Source organism: Clostridium sp. K13 (genome assembly GCF_019734195.1).
In the GTDB taxonomy this organism is placed as follows: Bacteria; Bacillota; Clostridia; order Clostridiales; family Clostridiaceae; genus Clostridium.
In genome coordinates, this window is record NZ_JAASHM010000013.1 from 55,763 (window position 1) to 70,190 (window position 14,428).

Sequence of the window (14,428 nt, forward strand, 5' to 3'; positions counted from 1 at the left end):
TTCATTATAAGTATACAAACAACTATTGTAAACATTTTCTACATTGTGAAATTTCATATTATTTTCTTCACCTTAAATCATAATTTTTTTAAATAATTTCACATATATTAAAATTTTATTTTATCAGATTCCTTAAAAACAACTATTTTCTATACACAAAAAGACGATTAATACATAATCGTCTTTTCTTAAAATTTATTATTTATACATACACTTTTTCTTCTAACCCAGCTGAAGTTAATGCTATATTTAAGTTTCCATTTTTACATCTTATTTCATCAATGAATTTCTTTTGGCTTATATCTTCAGTTAAATGAACTCTATAACAAAGTTCAAATAATGCACCAAAATCTCTTGTTCTAACGCTTTCAATTACCCATGAAGTTGAATACTTATTTAAAATATCATCAAAAACTCCTTCATAATTTAAATCTTCTGGCACTAAAATTTTGAGCTTCATACTCTTTGTTTTAGGCATTGCAAATTTAAGCTTATCTAAAATAATCATAACTGCACATAATATTATAGTAACTATAACACCATATCCAATATATCCCATACCACAAGCTAACCCAATTGCTAAAGTAAAGAATACATAAGCAATATCTTTTGGATCTCCAGGGGCACTTCTAAATCTAATAATTGAAAAGGCTCCAGCTAAACTAAATGCCCTTGCAACATTGTTTCCTACTAAAAGAATTATTATTGAAATTATTACAGGTAGCATTATTAATGTTAATGTAAAACCTGGTGCATATCCTTCTTTCTTATGTGTATACATATAAGCTAAACTAATAACAAAGCCTAATAATATTGATGCACCTATAACTATCAATGCATTTGCTAAAGTAAATGACTCTCCATTTGTTGTTGCAATTATCGTTTCTAACATATTTTTTCTCTCCTCATTTCACTAACTTTATTTTTCTTTAAACAATATCTCATATATTCATTACCATATTTAGAAAACTTAGCACTATATATTCCCAAATCTGATAATATCTCCACTAACCATAATGGTATTGCACCTAAAATTTTAACTTCCATTAAATATTGATTTTTATCTAGAAGTTCATCTCCAAAACTTCCAGACTCTAAAAATAAATAGTCTCTTCTTGTAATTATTTTTGAATCAAATGTTAATCTAAAATTTCTATCACTCTTAGAAAAAAATGCCCTTCTACTATAACTTATATAAACTTTAGGTGTAACCTTGTTATTATCTAAATAATATTCTATTTCATTTAATACCTGATTACTCATAAAGTCACTTTTCTCTGGTCTTATTCCTAACTCTAAAAATTTATAGGCTTCACTCAAAGTTAATACTACACGCCTCTTATTAACAACTCCACTGATTTTCTTTTTTAGTTCTAAAAACACCTTATCATCCTTTTCCTTTGGAACCTTATAGCTTCTTAATCTAAGCTTTTCTTTATAATACGGCTTAGATATAGAATGTCTAATTACTTGATTGTCTTTTGTGTCATAATAAATATTGTAAATACTATAGTTTTTTCCATCTTTACAATGCTCATCTGGTTCCATATATTCATTTAATCTTTTTATAAGCTCATCATATTGAATTTGACTTAATAAATATTTCTTTTCATATCTCTTAAATGATTTTATTGCCATTACATACCCTCCCCCAATTCCTCAACTGGATTGTTTAATGTTATTATAAAATCCCAACCTTAAAAAAATCTTAAATTGTTTAACTTAATTTTAACTTTCACTAAACAAATTAAAATTTGGAGTAATTTAAGAAACTCACTACTCCTTCCAGTCGTAGGAGTAAGTTCGACTAACCAAATTAAAATTTGGAGTCTCACTTAAGATTAATTTAAGGTTTACCTGATAATATTATTTTATGAATTTTGATTAAGTAGAATTTTTATTTACTTTTATGTAATAAATAATTTTATTGAAGTATTGGGAGGAAATTATGAAGAAAAAACTTATTTTAGCTTTAACAATTGTTTCTTTATGTATAAATTCAATAGGTTGTTCAAAAACAACTACAAATGATAATACTAATTCAGTTATTGAGTCTACTGAGAATATTGAAAATATAAATAATGAAGATGTAGCTTTAGATGAAGAATTAGGTGATGTAACAGCATCTATTACATTAGGAGATATAATAAATATTAATGGTAATGGAGCAACCGTAACTGATAATAAGGTTACTATTAATAATGGAGGTACTTATGTAATCAGCGGGACTTCTTCTAATAGTCAAATAATTATTGATAGTGCATCTGAAGAAAATGTTTATTTAGTTCTTAATAATGTAAGTTTAACTTGTTCAAATAGTGCACCAATTTATGTTAAATCAGCTAAAAATGCAATAATAGTTTTACCTGATAGTACCCAAAATACTATTACTGATGGTGAAACATATGATTTTGAAGATACATCTACTGATGAGCCTAATGCAGCAATATTTAGTAAAGATGACTTAACTATTAAGGGTACTGGTTCTTTAAATGTTACTGCTAACTATAATAATGGTATAAGTAGTAAGGATGATTTAAAAATAACAGGTGGAAATATTTCTGTAACTTCTGCCGATGATGGACTAATGGTAAAAGATTCTATAACTATTAAAAGTGGAAATATTAATGTTAATGCTTCTGGTGATGGTTTAAAATCAACTAATACCGAAGATACTTCAAAAGGCTATGTTTTAATTGAAGGTGGAACATTAAATATAACTTCTACTAATGATGGAATTCAAGCTGAAACAAATGTGAATATAACTGATGGTACTATTAATATTGTATCTGGTGGTGGTAGCATTAATAGTAGTAGTAAAACCGATAATATGCAAAATCCATGGGGGCAATGGGGAAATAGTAATAGTACTTCTAGTTCTACAACTGATACTAGTAGTGCAAAAGCAATTAAAGCAGTAAATAATATATCAATTGATGGTGGTAATTTTAATATAGATTCTTCTGATGATTCTCTTCATTCAAATAATAGTTTAATAATTAATGGAGGCACTTTTGAAATTTCATCTGGTGATGATGGAATTCATTCTGATACTAACCTTGAAATAAATGGTGGAGATATAAATATTGCTAAATCTTATGAAGGAATTGAAAGTACATCTATAACAATTAATAATGGTACTATTCATCTTATTGCAAGTGATGATGGGTTAAATGCAGCTGGTGGAAATGATTCTTCATCTATTAATGGTAGACCTGGACAGAATAACTTTAGCTCTTCTAGTGGTGGAACTATTACTATTAACGGTGGATATCTTTATGTAGATTCATCTGGTGATGGTATTGATGCAAATGGATCTATTGAAATTAATGACGGTACTGTGCTTGTAAATGGTCCTGAAAATAGTGGTAATGGAGCTTTAGATTATGATTCAACTTGTAATATAAATGGTGGTTTGTTTATTGCCGCTGGTAGCTCTGGAATGTCTCAATCACCAAGTACTTCTTCTAAACAAAACTTTGTTAATATCTTTACATCTTCACAATCAGCAAATACTTTAATTAGTATAAAAAATGAAAATGGTAAAGATATAATTACCTTTGCGCCATCAAAAGCATATCAATCAGTAATAGTGTCATCTCCTAATTTACAAAGTAATACTAACTATATTGTTTATTCTGGTGGTACTTCAACTGACCAATCACTAGATGGATTATATACAAATGGAAATTCTTCTGGAGGAAGTGAGGTTGGTAGCTTTACTACTTCAACTACTTCAAGTACTGTAGGTTCCGGTGGAAATAATAACAAGCCTGGAAACATGGGTGGAAATAAAAGGCCTAGAAATTAAAATTTTATATTAGATAATATTAAGAATTGTGTTTAAAGTTTAGCACAATTCTTTTTATAGTATATTGTTTCTTTAATTATAAAAATATAATTGTATATAAGAAATTCTATGAGGTGATTTTATTACTACGTCATCAACTAAAGATAAAGATTATAATACAATTGTAATTGCAAGTGTATTTCTTTTAGGTGCATTTATACGTTTTTTAAATAGTACCTTTATGAATATTTAATTTGTATCAACAGCTGCTTTAACTTTAGTATATCTTATACTGGCTTTCTTTGTAGTAAAAAAGAAAGAAATTACAGTGGAAGATTAAAAATACGGTTTTTTAACCGTATTTTTATTAATTAAATATTTATTCTAAAGGATTTCCATTAGAATCTTTTATTTTTCCTGAAAATATTGATATACATTCTACCATTGCCCATATTTGAACCATCCCCCAGGTTATTCCATTTGTAAAATAACCTAAAAACCATAATAACAATTGTATTATTCCTATTTTGATATATCCTAAATAAAATCTGTGTATTCCCATACCACCTAAGAAAAGTGCTAATAAACCAGCTAGTAATTTATTTTTTATTTCTGTATCTAATTCAGTAATATTATTATTTAACTTTGCACCACAAAACTGACAAATCTCAATATTATGACTTTTTATTCGTGATCCACATTTGTAGCAATAATTATCACCCAAACCTTTTTTAGTTCCGCAGTTTGTGCACCTTAAACTATCGTTGCTTATAAGCTGACCACAATCCCTACAATACATAACATCTTCCCCCTCTCAATTATGGTTATTAAAATTATATGATTAACTTTCTCTTTATAGGATTAATAAATTAATTACTATTATGAAAATTATATAAGTTAAAAGTTAGTAATCACCATAATATTCTTCTAGTGTAATCCCTCTTTCATATAACTCTTTTGCAAGCTCTTCCCCTAAGTATCTGATATGCCAAGGTTCATAATTATATCCTGTTATATCTTCTTTTCCCTCTAAATATCTTATAACAAAACCATATCTATATGCATTCTCTCTTAACCATATTCCCTCTTCACTTTGCCCAAATTTAACATAAAGTCTTGAGCCATATTCAGGCAATGTTACATCCATTGCTAATCCTAATTGATGCTCACTAGCACCTGGCGGAGCTGAATATCCGCTATATGGATTATATATACTTTTCTGTGTACTATAAGACCTATATCCTGATGTTGCATATAAATATAATCCTTGCTCTTCAGCAGCATTAAATAAATTTTCTAATGCTAAAGCCGCTTCTTTTCTCATATATAAACTACTTTCACTATTCATAGCTCGTACATTAGGTAAAATTAAATCCTCTGGTTCGTAATCAGAAGATATTCTTCTATTTTTATTTACACAAACAGTTAAGCTATTTTCTTCAAAAATCCCCTCTGCCACAACCTTATCTGTAGGTTCTTTAATTATTTCTTCAGATTTTAAGATCCTATCAATTTCTTTTCCATCTTCATAAGTTACTGTATAACTCTTTTTATTTTCTCCCTTAATCCCATCACAAATTACTCTACTTTCTCCAATGGCAGTCTTATAGTCTTTAACTATTACTTCTTTAAAATCAATTTCTTCAATTACTTCTTCATCTATACTATAAATTCTATTTATTACTATCTCTTGATTATTAATTATTTTTTCATCAAGTCTATAATTAATTTTATCTTCTTCATTTAATTCAATATTTGCCTCATCAATTATTTCTTTAACATTTTTAGCAGTACTTTTATGTTCTATAATCTTTCCATCAACTTTTATTACTATATTTTTAGGCCTATTAACCATTAAAATATACATAAAAATACTTATAAAAAATACTAATATAATATTTCCTATTAATTTTTTATTCATGCTTATCCCCATCCATTTTTAGTACATTTCTCCAAATTTACTTGTTTATTATAATACATTTTTATATAAATTTATAATATTTTTTCAAAAAAAAGAAATATTTTTTTACAATATACCTCTTTTTATATAAATATTATTACTTATTAGCTTTACTAATTGCCCCTTCTAGAACATTCATTCCGTATTCTGCTTGCTCTTTTGTCATAACAAGTGGTGCTAAAAATCTAATAACATTACTTAATAGCCCAGTATTTATTAGTATTACCCCCTCTTTAAAACAACTATTTATTATTTCCTTAAATAATTCTGGTGCAGGTTCCTTGCTTTTTTTATCTTTTACTAATTCTAATCCTATCATAGAACCAAGTCCTCTAACATCACCTATTACATCATACTTTTCTTTTATCTCATTTAATCTTCCTACTATATAATCACCCAGTTTAAATGATTTTTCCATTCCTCTTTATTTTTATTAAAATATTTTTAAATACTTAAAATCTATTAACAAATAAAAAAATATGCCTTCATCTACTTGATAAAGACATATTTGTATAATTAATATTATATCAATATATATTATTTTCTTATATAACTATATATAACATTTTTTGTCCATCATGGACAAATCTTCTATTTTATTTTTTCTCCACAATATGGACAATATTCAAAACCATTTTCAACTTCTTTATTACATTTTGAACATCTTTTTACTGAATAATAATCTCCATAACTATTTTTTACTTCATTAAGATCCCAATATGTAATTTCAATATTTTCCCCTTTTTCTATTGCTTTTCCCTTTTCTTTTGGAATACTATAAATTGAGCCACATTTATTACAAACTACATAATAATTTTCATTCCATTTAAATAGTGGAATAAAGAAAAAATGAAAAAAAGTAAAACTTTTTATCAATGTCAAATCACTAGATATATTGCATTTTTTACAATATGAATTTATTAAGTTCTTAATTTCCTTCTCTTTACTATCAATACCAAATATCCCTATGAAAAACATTTCTATACCTCTTTTCGTAGAACCTTATATATTAAAATTTAATTATTTTATACTTATTATAATTCAATTTTACAACTTATTAAACTATAACTTTATTTATAAATTTCTTATACTATAATTTGTATTAGATATTTTTTTAATTTATAATAAATAAATAATAACTTTTGAAAGGAGTATATTTATGCCTAGCTTAATTTTAGAAGGAGGAACCCTTAGACCTATTTTTACAGCTGGAATACTAGATGCATTATTAGATAATAATATAAGTTTTCCTTACTGTATCGGTGTATCTGCTGGAATAACTAATGGAGTATCCTATCTTTCAAAACAAAAAGGAAGAAATTTAGAAATACTAATGAAATATAGAAATGATAAAAGATATTTAGGATACGGAAATTTCTTGAAATGCAAAAGTCTATTTGGACTAGATTTTGTTTTTGATGAAATACCTAATAAATTAGTACCATTTGATATGGATACATATAAAAAATATCCTGGTAAAGTCCTAGTTGGAGTTACTAATGCAAAAACTGGGGAAACTGAATATTTAGATGGAAAAGAACTTGATGATAAAGCTACATTACTTAGAGCAACATGTGCTATTCCAATATTTTTTCCTGTTATAAAAATAAATAATAATGAATATTATGATGGTGGTCTTTGCGATCCAATTCCTGTGAGAAAAGCTATTGAAGATGGTAATAAAAAACATTTAATAATTCTTACTCAACCAACTGGATATAGAAAAGAATTAAGTAAAAAAAATGTATTTGTATCTAAAATGCTAAGCAATAAATACCCTAATTTAAAAGATGCATTTTTAACTCGTCATGAAAATTATAATGCTACAGTAAAATTCTGTGAAGAACTTGAAAAGCAAGGCAAGGCAATAATATTAAGACCGGACTATAAACTAGAAAGTTTTGAAAAAGATACTAATAAACTTCAATCTAATTATCAGCACGGTTATGAAATGGCTATAAAACACTTAGATAAAATAAAATCACTTTTTAAATAAACTGCGAACTACAGTGAGAACGAAAAATGGAATATTACTTTTCCGGGAAGCGGTGAAATTTTCACTTTGAATTTATATAATTGATTCCATAAAATTTGCTAAAGTTTTTAAACTAGCTAGCGCGTCAAACAGTAAAAACTTCTTCACGCTAATTTTACTACATCAATTATTAAATTCTACAGCTTAATTTCAATGCTTCTCTCCAAATTAATATTTCATTTTTTCTCTTCACTGTTTTTCTTAGTTTCCCAACTTATAGTTAACGACTCCTGCTACAAATTTGTATTACAAGTCGTTAACTTTAGGAAAATTCGGCTTAAATTGCAGACTTAAGCTTTAGTTCGCAGTTTATTTCAACTTCTACATAGTTTTATTCTCTTCAACTACTATTTTCTTATCTAAGTCCGGAACCCTAATCATAATAAGCCCACCAATAATGAATAATATTATTAAGCTTATAATTCCGTTATTGGTCTTTCCTGTTATTTGAGTTACAACTCCAACTAAGAATGGTCCTAAAACTGCTGCAAACTTTCCAAAAATACTATAAAAACCAAAATACTCTGCAGATTTTTCCTTTGGAACAAGTTTTGCAAAATATGATCTTGAAATAGCTTGTATACCACCTTGTGCTGATCCAACTAACATTGCTAGTATCCAAAAATCTACTGCAGTTTTAATAAAATAACCATAGCAGCAAATTAATGCATATGTTACTATTCCAACTAATATTAACTTTTTGCCACCATACTTTTCTGAAAGCTTTCCATAAATAATCGTAAAAGGAAAAGCAACAAATTGTGTTAAAAGCAATATTATAAGTAATGCTGTCATTGATATTCCCAAGTCTGTTCCATATGAAGTTGCCATACCAATTATGGTATGTACACCATCTATATAAAAGAAATATGCACTTAAAAATAATAATATAGCCTTATCCTTCTTTATCTTTCTCAATGTATTAAGTAAATCCTTAAAAGAGTTTTTTATTATCTGACTTTGCTTTTTAACATAATATTTTTGATTAACATTCTTTAATAAAGGAATTGTAAATCCTCCCTACCATAAAGCAGTAATTAGAAATGTAATTTTACATGCTAATGGCACACTTATTTGTATAATTCCATTTTGAGATAATAAAACTACAATAATACAAATAATAAAAGGAATAGTACTACCTATATATCCCATACCATATCCCATAGAAGATACGTAATCCATTCTATCTTCAGTAGTAACATCTACTAAAAAAGCATCATAAAAAACGTTTACTCCACAGAATCCTATTGTGCTTAAAGTATATACTATCAATAAAAATACTGGTGCATCTTCAGGTACAAATATCAAAAATATCGTAGAAACTAATCCTAATATAAAAAATAAATTAAATAACCTCTTCTTATTTCCTTTATAATCTGCAATATTTCCTAATATAGGTGCAATCATAGCTACTATAAACGTTGCTATAGATATAGTATATCCCCATAATGCTGTAGAAGTTGATGACTTCATTCCCCCTTGTTCTGCAACCATTTTAAAATATATAGGTAATATAGTTGAAGTAATTGTCATTGAATATGCAGAATTTGCCCAATCATATAAAATCCAGCTCTTTTCACCTTTACTTATTTTCCCCATTCTCTTCCCCCTAAATATTTAATATTCTTTCTTCTACCTCTCCATCTATGTTATCTAAATTCAAGTCCATAAGTTTAGCTATTGTTGGCCCATGATTTATTAACTTTCCACTTTTTAGTACCACCCCTTTTTTTATACCTTTCCCTGCAGCAATAAAAAATGTTTTATAATTTTTTCTAGATGGTAAATATCCATGTGCTCCACTTATTTTATGTTTTATTTTACAACCATCAATATTTAATACCTCTTCTACAGTTTCACCTAAAACTTCATCTACAAAATAGTATCCTTCCTTTGCCTCTACCATGAAATCTGCTTCAGTATCCGCTCCTAAATCACTTATATCTTTTCCTTCGTAAATTTCTTCTATAGGACTATCTACTTCATTTTTTAACTGGTTAAGTAATTCTTTTATTTTTCTTTTAGTATTATTATCATTTTTATCTTTCAAATAAATATATGAACTTCCATCACAGCTTTTTGCTATCGCCATATAACTTTTTATTTTATTATTTTTAAGCTTTATAATATTATTTTTATATAATATTGAGTTCAATTTAACAGCCTTTTTAACATCTAATTGCGAATGATCCCCTAATGCTATTATTGTTGAATCATTATAAATTCCTGCAAATTTTAATACTTCTATTATTTCACCTAATCTTTTATCATGTCTTTCTAATGCTTTAATAACCTTACTACTTTTAGTTCCATAGTTATGTTTTTGACTATCTACATCTACTAAGTGTAACAATAATAAATTAGGCTTTTTCTCTCTAATTGTTTTTTTTGCTACCTCAACTGCAAAATTATCTAAATAAGGTTGCTGAATACCATTTCTTAAATATCCAAATCTTTTATTCATCTTAAATTGATAAATTAAACTTCCTGCCATTGCTGACTTTATAATTTGATTATCATAATTCCTAGTACAACAAATCTCTGGCATATTATAAGTAATTTTACTTCCTCCACTTACAGGCCATAAAATGGAACAGGTTTTCAATCCCTGTTTTTCTGCTAAATCGTAAATTGTATCTCCCTTAATTGACTTACTATACCAGTACCAATTAGGATTATCATGTTTAAAATCTATAACCGTATTATTTATAATTCCATGATTTTTAGGATATCTTCCTGTTACTATAGTTGCATGCGCAGGATATGTTAAAGAAGGATAAATACTATCAACATTTTTAATTAATGCGCCTTCTTTTATCATTTTTGAGAAATTAGGCAGTTTTATTAACACTTCTAAATCTTCACAAGAAACTGCATCAAAAGATATTACTATCATATACTTATTTTTCATTAAGCCCTCCAAATATAAATCTACTTATATATTATTATATTTATATTTATTTTAAGTTAATTTTCTATAAATTTTTACCTCACGATTATATCTTAACATTTTTTCTATATATATTGCACATAAAAATAATTCCTAAAACCAATTTAATTGATTTTAGGAATTATTAACTTAAATTCTATAATATTTTCTTCTATCCTATATTCTATTTTAGAACTATTCTCCTCTGCTAATTTATTGCATATATAAAGTCCTAATCCCGAACTAGTTATACCTTCCTTTTCTAATATACTATCATCACTATGTTTAACAAATGGCTCTAATAGGCTTCCCCTTATTTTTTCTGGTATATTATAAATTTCATTTGTAATTTTAAAAATACTTCTATTTTCCTCACAATATACATCTATATTTATATATTCTCCAGCATTATATTTAATTGCATTATCTAAAAGATTAATTAATATAGTATTAATTTCTTCTTTATTACATTTTACTTTTGCACTTTGTATATTATCTTTCACCTTAATATTAGACTTAAGTAATCTAACATTAATATCTCTTATTTTTTTACTACTTATCTCTGCTAAATCAAATTCTTCTTTAATTAAGCTTTTCTTTACTTCTCCTCTAGAAATTTCAAGAATATTTTTCACCAATGAATTTAATTTATTGCTTTCTTTAAGCATTCTTTCTAATGCTCTATTTCTAAATTCCTCATCCATTTCTAAAATATTTTCACCATATAATAATTGTGCATAACCGCTTATAGCTGTTATTGGTGTTTTAAGCTCATGAGTAGCATTATTAAAGAACTCTCTACTTTTATTTCTTTCTTCTATTATAATTTCCATCTGATTCTTAATTTCATTTTTCATGAAATTAAAATTAGTTGCTAAAATTGAAACTTCATCTTTTCCTTCTATTTTAAAGTCTTCTATCTCTTCTCCCTTTCCAAATGTTTCAATTGCATCTGATAATTTATTTAAGGGATTAGTAAACTTTTTAACAATAACCCATATTGCAATTATAAGCATTATTAAAATAGCAAATTGTCCAACAAAAATAGTTATTAATATTTTTATATTTTCACTATATTCATTAAAATAATCCTTTTGAACTATAATATTTCCATAATAACTTTCTTCAATATATATTGGATAATTATAAGTAGCAATATAAGATTTATCTATCTTTGCAATCATAAGCAAAGATTTTTTATTTTGACTTTCCTCTAAAATTGAATTTACCTTTTTTTCATTTATTAAATTTCCTCTGCTTTTTATAATTTTACTATCATCTAAAGCTATTGCAATATATTCACCAAACATATTATATAATCCATCAACAATATTCTTTGCTCCCTCTTCTAGCTCTAATTCACTTCCACTAGTATCACCTTGAAGCATAAAAAAGTTTCTTGCCATAAACCTTATAGTTTCCATATTAGACTGTATAGATTTTTCTAAGTTATTGTTTATTATAATATAAATATAAATACTAAGAAAAATATTTAATATTCCAACTATAAGAATTGACCATAATGTAACTTTTCCTCTAATAGTATTAAGCATTTTATTACCTCATTACATAACCAACACCAAATACGGTTTCTAGTACTGTGCTGCTTTTCTCCTCACCAAGTTTAGCTCTTACCCTTCTAATATGAACATCAACAGTTCTTAAATCACCATCATATTCATCTCCCCATACCTTGTCCAATAATTCTTCTCTTGAAAATACTATATTTTTATTTCTATATAAAAAACTTAGTAAGTCGAACTCCTTCTTTTTTAATTCAATTTCAATTCCATCTTTATATACTTTTCTATCATTTAAATTTATATATAATCCTTTATCTAACATTTCCTGGGTAATATTAGACATAATACTATTATTTTTGCTAACTCTTCTAAAGATGCTTTTTATTCTTGCTGTTACTTCTCTAATTTCAAAAGGCTTTGTAATATAATCATCCGCTCCTATCTCAATACCAAGAATTTTATCTATAACATCATTTCTCGCTGTTAACATTATTACAAATGCTTTATCACAAATTTCCCTACATACTTGAAATCCATCTTTATCTGGAAGCATAATATCTAAAAGAACTAAATCTGGCTTAAATGTTTCAATAATGTTTATTGCATCTTGTCCTTTATATACCCCTCTGACCTCATATCCTTCTTTTCTTAATGCGAATGTTAATATATCATTTATTGAAATTTCATCTTCAACTACTAATATTCTCTTTTTCTCCATATAACCAATTAAGTCCCCCACTCTAACGAAAATTATTCTCTTAAAATAATTTTATCATATAAATTTATCATTCAATATCTAAATAAAATAATTCATGCTTCACTTTCCCATTATCATCAAAATATTGAGTAAGCATTCTTTTTTCTTCATCATCAAATACAACAATCCACGGATAATTTTTAAATTCATATACGTATTCTATTTTATTATCTTTTATTTTTCCTAAAAGCACCTTAGTTATAATGCCTTTATCATTACATTGTTTAAGTATTAAATACTTATTTGAATTAGTATTTGATATATAATTAAACTCTTCATCTTCATTAAAAACATTAATCTCTTTGCTTTCTATATCAAATAATATAGTATTCTTTTCCTTCTGAATAACCTCTACTGAATAATTATTTTTATCCTCTATTTCACTAGTATCTATTTCTTCAGTAATAAATGTACCTAATATAATACTATTACCTAGTACTTTACTAAACCAAGTTTCAGTCATTCTTTCTCCTAAATCAATTGTATATAAATGATTTATACTATATTTATCATCATGTATTTCTATTTCATAAATTTCATTTTCCTTTTCTCCGCCAAAAGCATAAAACTTATTATTATTTTTTGAATACATTACTTTTGTAATCAAAGGAAATTTCCCGCTATAATTATCCTCTACTGTTATTGCTTTATCTTCTTCATAGTCATATAAAACCATTGCTGTAGCATAACTTTTAAAATTACTTGTATCAAACTTTCCATATAAATTTCTATAAGAAAACTCTAAATTTTCATCATTCTCATCATAAATAAAATTTGCTACTACTCTATAAAAATAATTATCACTTCCTACAACCGAATAATATTGATCACTTTTCCATGCTTTTTCATTACCATAATATTTTCTATCAATATACTCTGCATAATACCCGTCTCCAATAGAATCATCCTTATCTGCTGTTACTCTAACTTCTTCTGGATTACTTAAAAACTCAATTTCTACTTTTGGAAGTTCCTTTACCTCTTCAGTTACACTATCTTTAATAATATATGATGAACCAGAATCTTTAATATTTCTAGTTAAAGTTCTTCTATTTTTCTCTCCACTATTGCTATAAGCCTCCCACATTTCTATTTCCCTTACTTTAACCAAACCCTCTTCTTTTGAGTAATATACACTATAGTTTTCTTCAGTATCTATATCCTTAGATTGTAAAACACCATAAATCCTATCTTCATAAAAAAAACGTGGTTCGAATTTAAAGCCTTCTTCTACTTCTATCTCTATCTCTTCACTTGTTATTTTTTTAGAATTCTTAATTTCTTCCATTAACACATTATCGTCTACTACTATTGTCTTATCCTTTTCTATACACCCAACAAAAGTAAATATAACTATTAATAAAAAATATATAATCTTTCTCATATACTCTCCCTTACCTTCTTAATTAAATATAATATAAATTCATCTTTCTA

The 14,428-nt window shown here is 26.4% G+C and carries 13 protein-coding genes and 1 pseudogene; 2 read left to right on the top strand and 12 right to left on the bottom strand.

The genetic code is table 11. The annotated features are described in order from the left end of the window. Positions 1–202: 202 nt before the first annotated feature. Together HCG76_RS09325 and HCG76_RS09330 are read right to left on the bottom strand one after the other, a co-directional pair. Positions 203–892, bottom strand: a complete 690-nt coding sequence (locus HCG76_RS09325; protein WP_221700076.1) for a DUF4956 domain-containing protein — start codon at positions 890–892, stop codon at positions 203–205. Further along, positions 886–1,638, bottom strand: a complete 753-nt coding sequence (locus HCG76_RS09330; RefSeq protein ID WP_221700077.1) for a polyphosphate polymerase domain-containing protein — start codon at positions 1,636–1,638, stop codon at positions 886–888. Before HCG76_RS09330 ends, HCG76_RS09325 begins: the two co-directional genes overlap by 7 nt. Positions 1,639–1,948: 310 nt before the next feature. On the opposite strand from HCG76_RS09330, the gene HCG76_RS09335 reads away from it, so the two are divergent. Continuing rightward, on the top strand, positions 1,949–3,811 hold the full coding sequence (locus HCG76_RS09335; protein WP_221700078.1) for a carbohydrate-binding domain-containing protein: 1,863 nt from the start codon (positions 1,949–1,951) through the stop codon (positions 3,809–3,811). Positions 3,812–4,169: 358 nt separating this feature from the next. On the opposite strand, the gene HCG76_RS09340 is transcribed toward HCG76_RS09335, so the two are convergent. The 4 genes and pseudogenes from HCG76_RS09340 to HCG76_RS09355 form a co-directional block, all read right to left on the bottom strand. Further along, entirely contained in the window at positions 4,170–4,589 is a 420-nt protein-coding gene (locus HCG76_RS09340; RefSeq protein WP_221700079.1) for an NINE protein, read from the bottom strand. 105 nt (positions 4,590–4,694) lie between these two features. Further along, positions 4,695–5,711, bottom strand: a complete 1,017-nt coding sequence (locus HCG76_RS09345; RefSeq protein ID WP_221700080.1) for a D-alanyl-D-alanine carboxypeptidase family protein — start codon at positions 5,709–5,711, stop codon at positions 4,695–4,697. A 136-nt stretch (positions 5,712–5,847) separates the two neighbouring features. Then, positions 5,848–6,165, bottom strand: a pseudogene (locus HCG76_RS09350) (aminotransferase class III-fold pyridoxal phosphate-dependent enzyme); the annotation flags it as partial. A gap of 176 nt (positions 6,166–6,341) precedes the next feature. Next, a complete protein-coding gene (locus HCG76_RS09355; RefSeq protein ID WP_221700082.1) occupies positions 6,342–6,728 on the bottom strand; it encodes a zinc ribbon domain-containing protein in 387 nt (128 codons plus the stop codon). A 181-nt stretch (positions 6,729–6,909) separates the two neighbouring features. Here HCG76_RS09355 and HCG76_RS09360 point away from each other — a divergent pair, with 181 nt between their 5' ends. Beyond that, positions 6,910–7,746 carry a patatin-like phospholipase family protein gene (locus HCG76_RS09360; RefSeq protein ID WP_221700083.1) on the top strand — a complete coding sequence of 279 codons (837 nt, stop codon included), beginning with the start codon at positions 6,910–6,912 and terminating at the stop codon, positions 7,744–7,746. A 360-nt stretch (positions 7,747–8,106) separates the two neighbouring features. Here HCG76_RS09360 and HCG76_RS19530 read toward each other — a convergent pair whose 3' ends face one another. From HCG76_RS19530 to HCG76_RS09385, 6 genes are all read right to left on the bottom strand, one after another. Further along, positions 8,107–8,793, bottom strand: coding sequence for an MFS transporter (locus HCG76_RS19530; RefSeq protein ID WP_370778836.1), 687 nt, complete (start codon positions 8,791–8,793; stop codon positions 8,107–8,109). A gap of 12 nt (positions 8,794–8,805) precedes the next feature. After that, positions 8,806–9,384, bottom strand: coding sequence for an MFS transporter (locus tag HCG76_RS19535; protein ID WP_370778044.1), 579 nt, complete (start codon positions 9,382–9,384; stop codon positions 8,806–8,808). A gap of 10 nt (positions 9,385–9,394) precedes the next feature. Beyond that, entirely contained in the window at positions 9,395–10,696 is a 1,302-nt protein-coding gene (locus tag HCG76_RS09370; protein WP_221700084.1) for an alkaline phosphatase family protein, read from the bottom strand. A 143-nt stretch (positions 10,697–10,839) separates the two neighbouring features. Next, entirely contained in the window at positions 10,840–12,267 is a 1,428-nt protein-coding gene (locus HCG76_RS09375) for a sensor histidine kinase (protein WP_221700085.1), read from the bottom strand. A gap of 4 nt (positions 12,268–12,271) precedes the next feature. Beyond that, the gene (locus HCG76_RS09380) at positions 12,272–12,955 is read right to left on the bottom strand and encodes a response regulator transcription factor (RefSeq protein ID WP_221700086.1); all 684 of its coding nucleotides are present in this window, start codon (positions 12,953–12,955) and stop codon (positions 12,272–12,274) included. A 67-nt stretch (positions 12,956–13,022) separates the two neighbouring features. Continuing rightward, positions 13,023–14,378 (bottom strand): hypothetical protein, encoded by a 1,356-nt coding sequence (locus HCG76_RS09385; protein WP_221700087.1) that lies wholly within the window; start codon positions 14,376–14,378, stop codon positions 13,023–13,025. Positions 14,379–14,428 lie beyond the last annotated feature (50 nt).

Excerpts from the sequence above, each read along its gene's own strand:
- HCG76_RS09325 (WP_221700076.1), bottom strand. The coding sequence starts at position 892 with ATGTTAGAAACGATAATTGCAACAACAAATGGAGAGTCATTTACTTTA.
- HCG76_RS09330 (WP_221700077.1), bottom strand. The coding sequence starts at position 1,638 with ATGGCAATAAAATCATTTAAGAGATATGAAAAGAAATATTTATTAAGT.
- HCG76_RS09335 (WP_221700078.1), top strand. The coding sequence starts at position 1,949 with ATGAAGAAAAAACTTATTTTAGCTTTAACAATTGTTTCTTTATGTATA.
- HCG76_RS09340 (WP_221700079.1), bottom strand. The coding sequence starts at position 4,589 with ATGTATTGTAGGGATTGTGGTCAGCTTATAAGCAACGATAGTTTAAGG.
- HCG76_RS09345 (WP_221700080.1), bottom strand. The coding sequence starts at position 5,711 with ATGAATAAAAAATTAATAGGAAATATTATATTAGTATTTTTTATAAGT.
- HCG76_RS09355 (WP_221700082.1), bottom strand. The coding sequence starts at position 6,728 with ATGTTTTTCATAGGGATATTTGGTATTGATAGTAAAGAGAAGGAAATT.
- HCG76_RS09360 (WP_221700083.1), top strand. The coding sequence starts at position 6,910 with ATGCCTAGCTTAATTTTAGAAGGAGGAACCCTTAGACCTATTTTTACA.
- HCG76_RS19535 (WP_370778044.1), bottom strand. The coding sequence starts at position 9,384 with ATGGGGAAAATAAGTAAAGGTGAAAAGAGCTGGATTTTATATGATTGG.
- HCG76_RS09370 (WP_221700084.1), bottom strand. The coding sequence starts at position 10,696 with ATGAAAAATAAGTATATGATAGTAATATCTTTTGATGCAGTTTCTTGT.
- HCG76_RS09375 (WP_221700085.1), bottom strand. The coding sequence starts at position 12,267 with ATGCTTAATACTATTAGAGGAAAAGTTACATTATGGTCAATTCTTATA.
- HCG76_RS09380 (WP_221700086.1), bottom strand. The coding sequence starts at position 12,955 with ATGGAGAAAAAGAGAATATTAGTAGTTGAAGATGAAATTTCAATAAAT.
- HCG76_RS09385 (WP_221700087.1), bottom strand. The coding sequence starts at position 14,378 with ATGAGAAAGATTATATATTTTTTATTAATAGTTATATTTACTTTTGTT.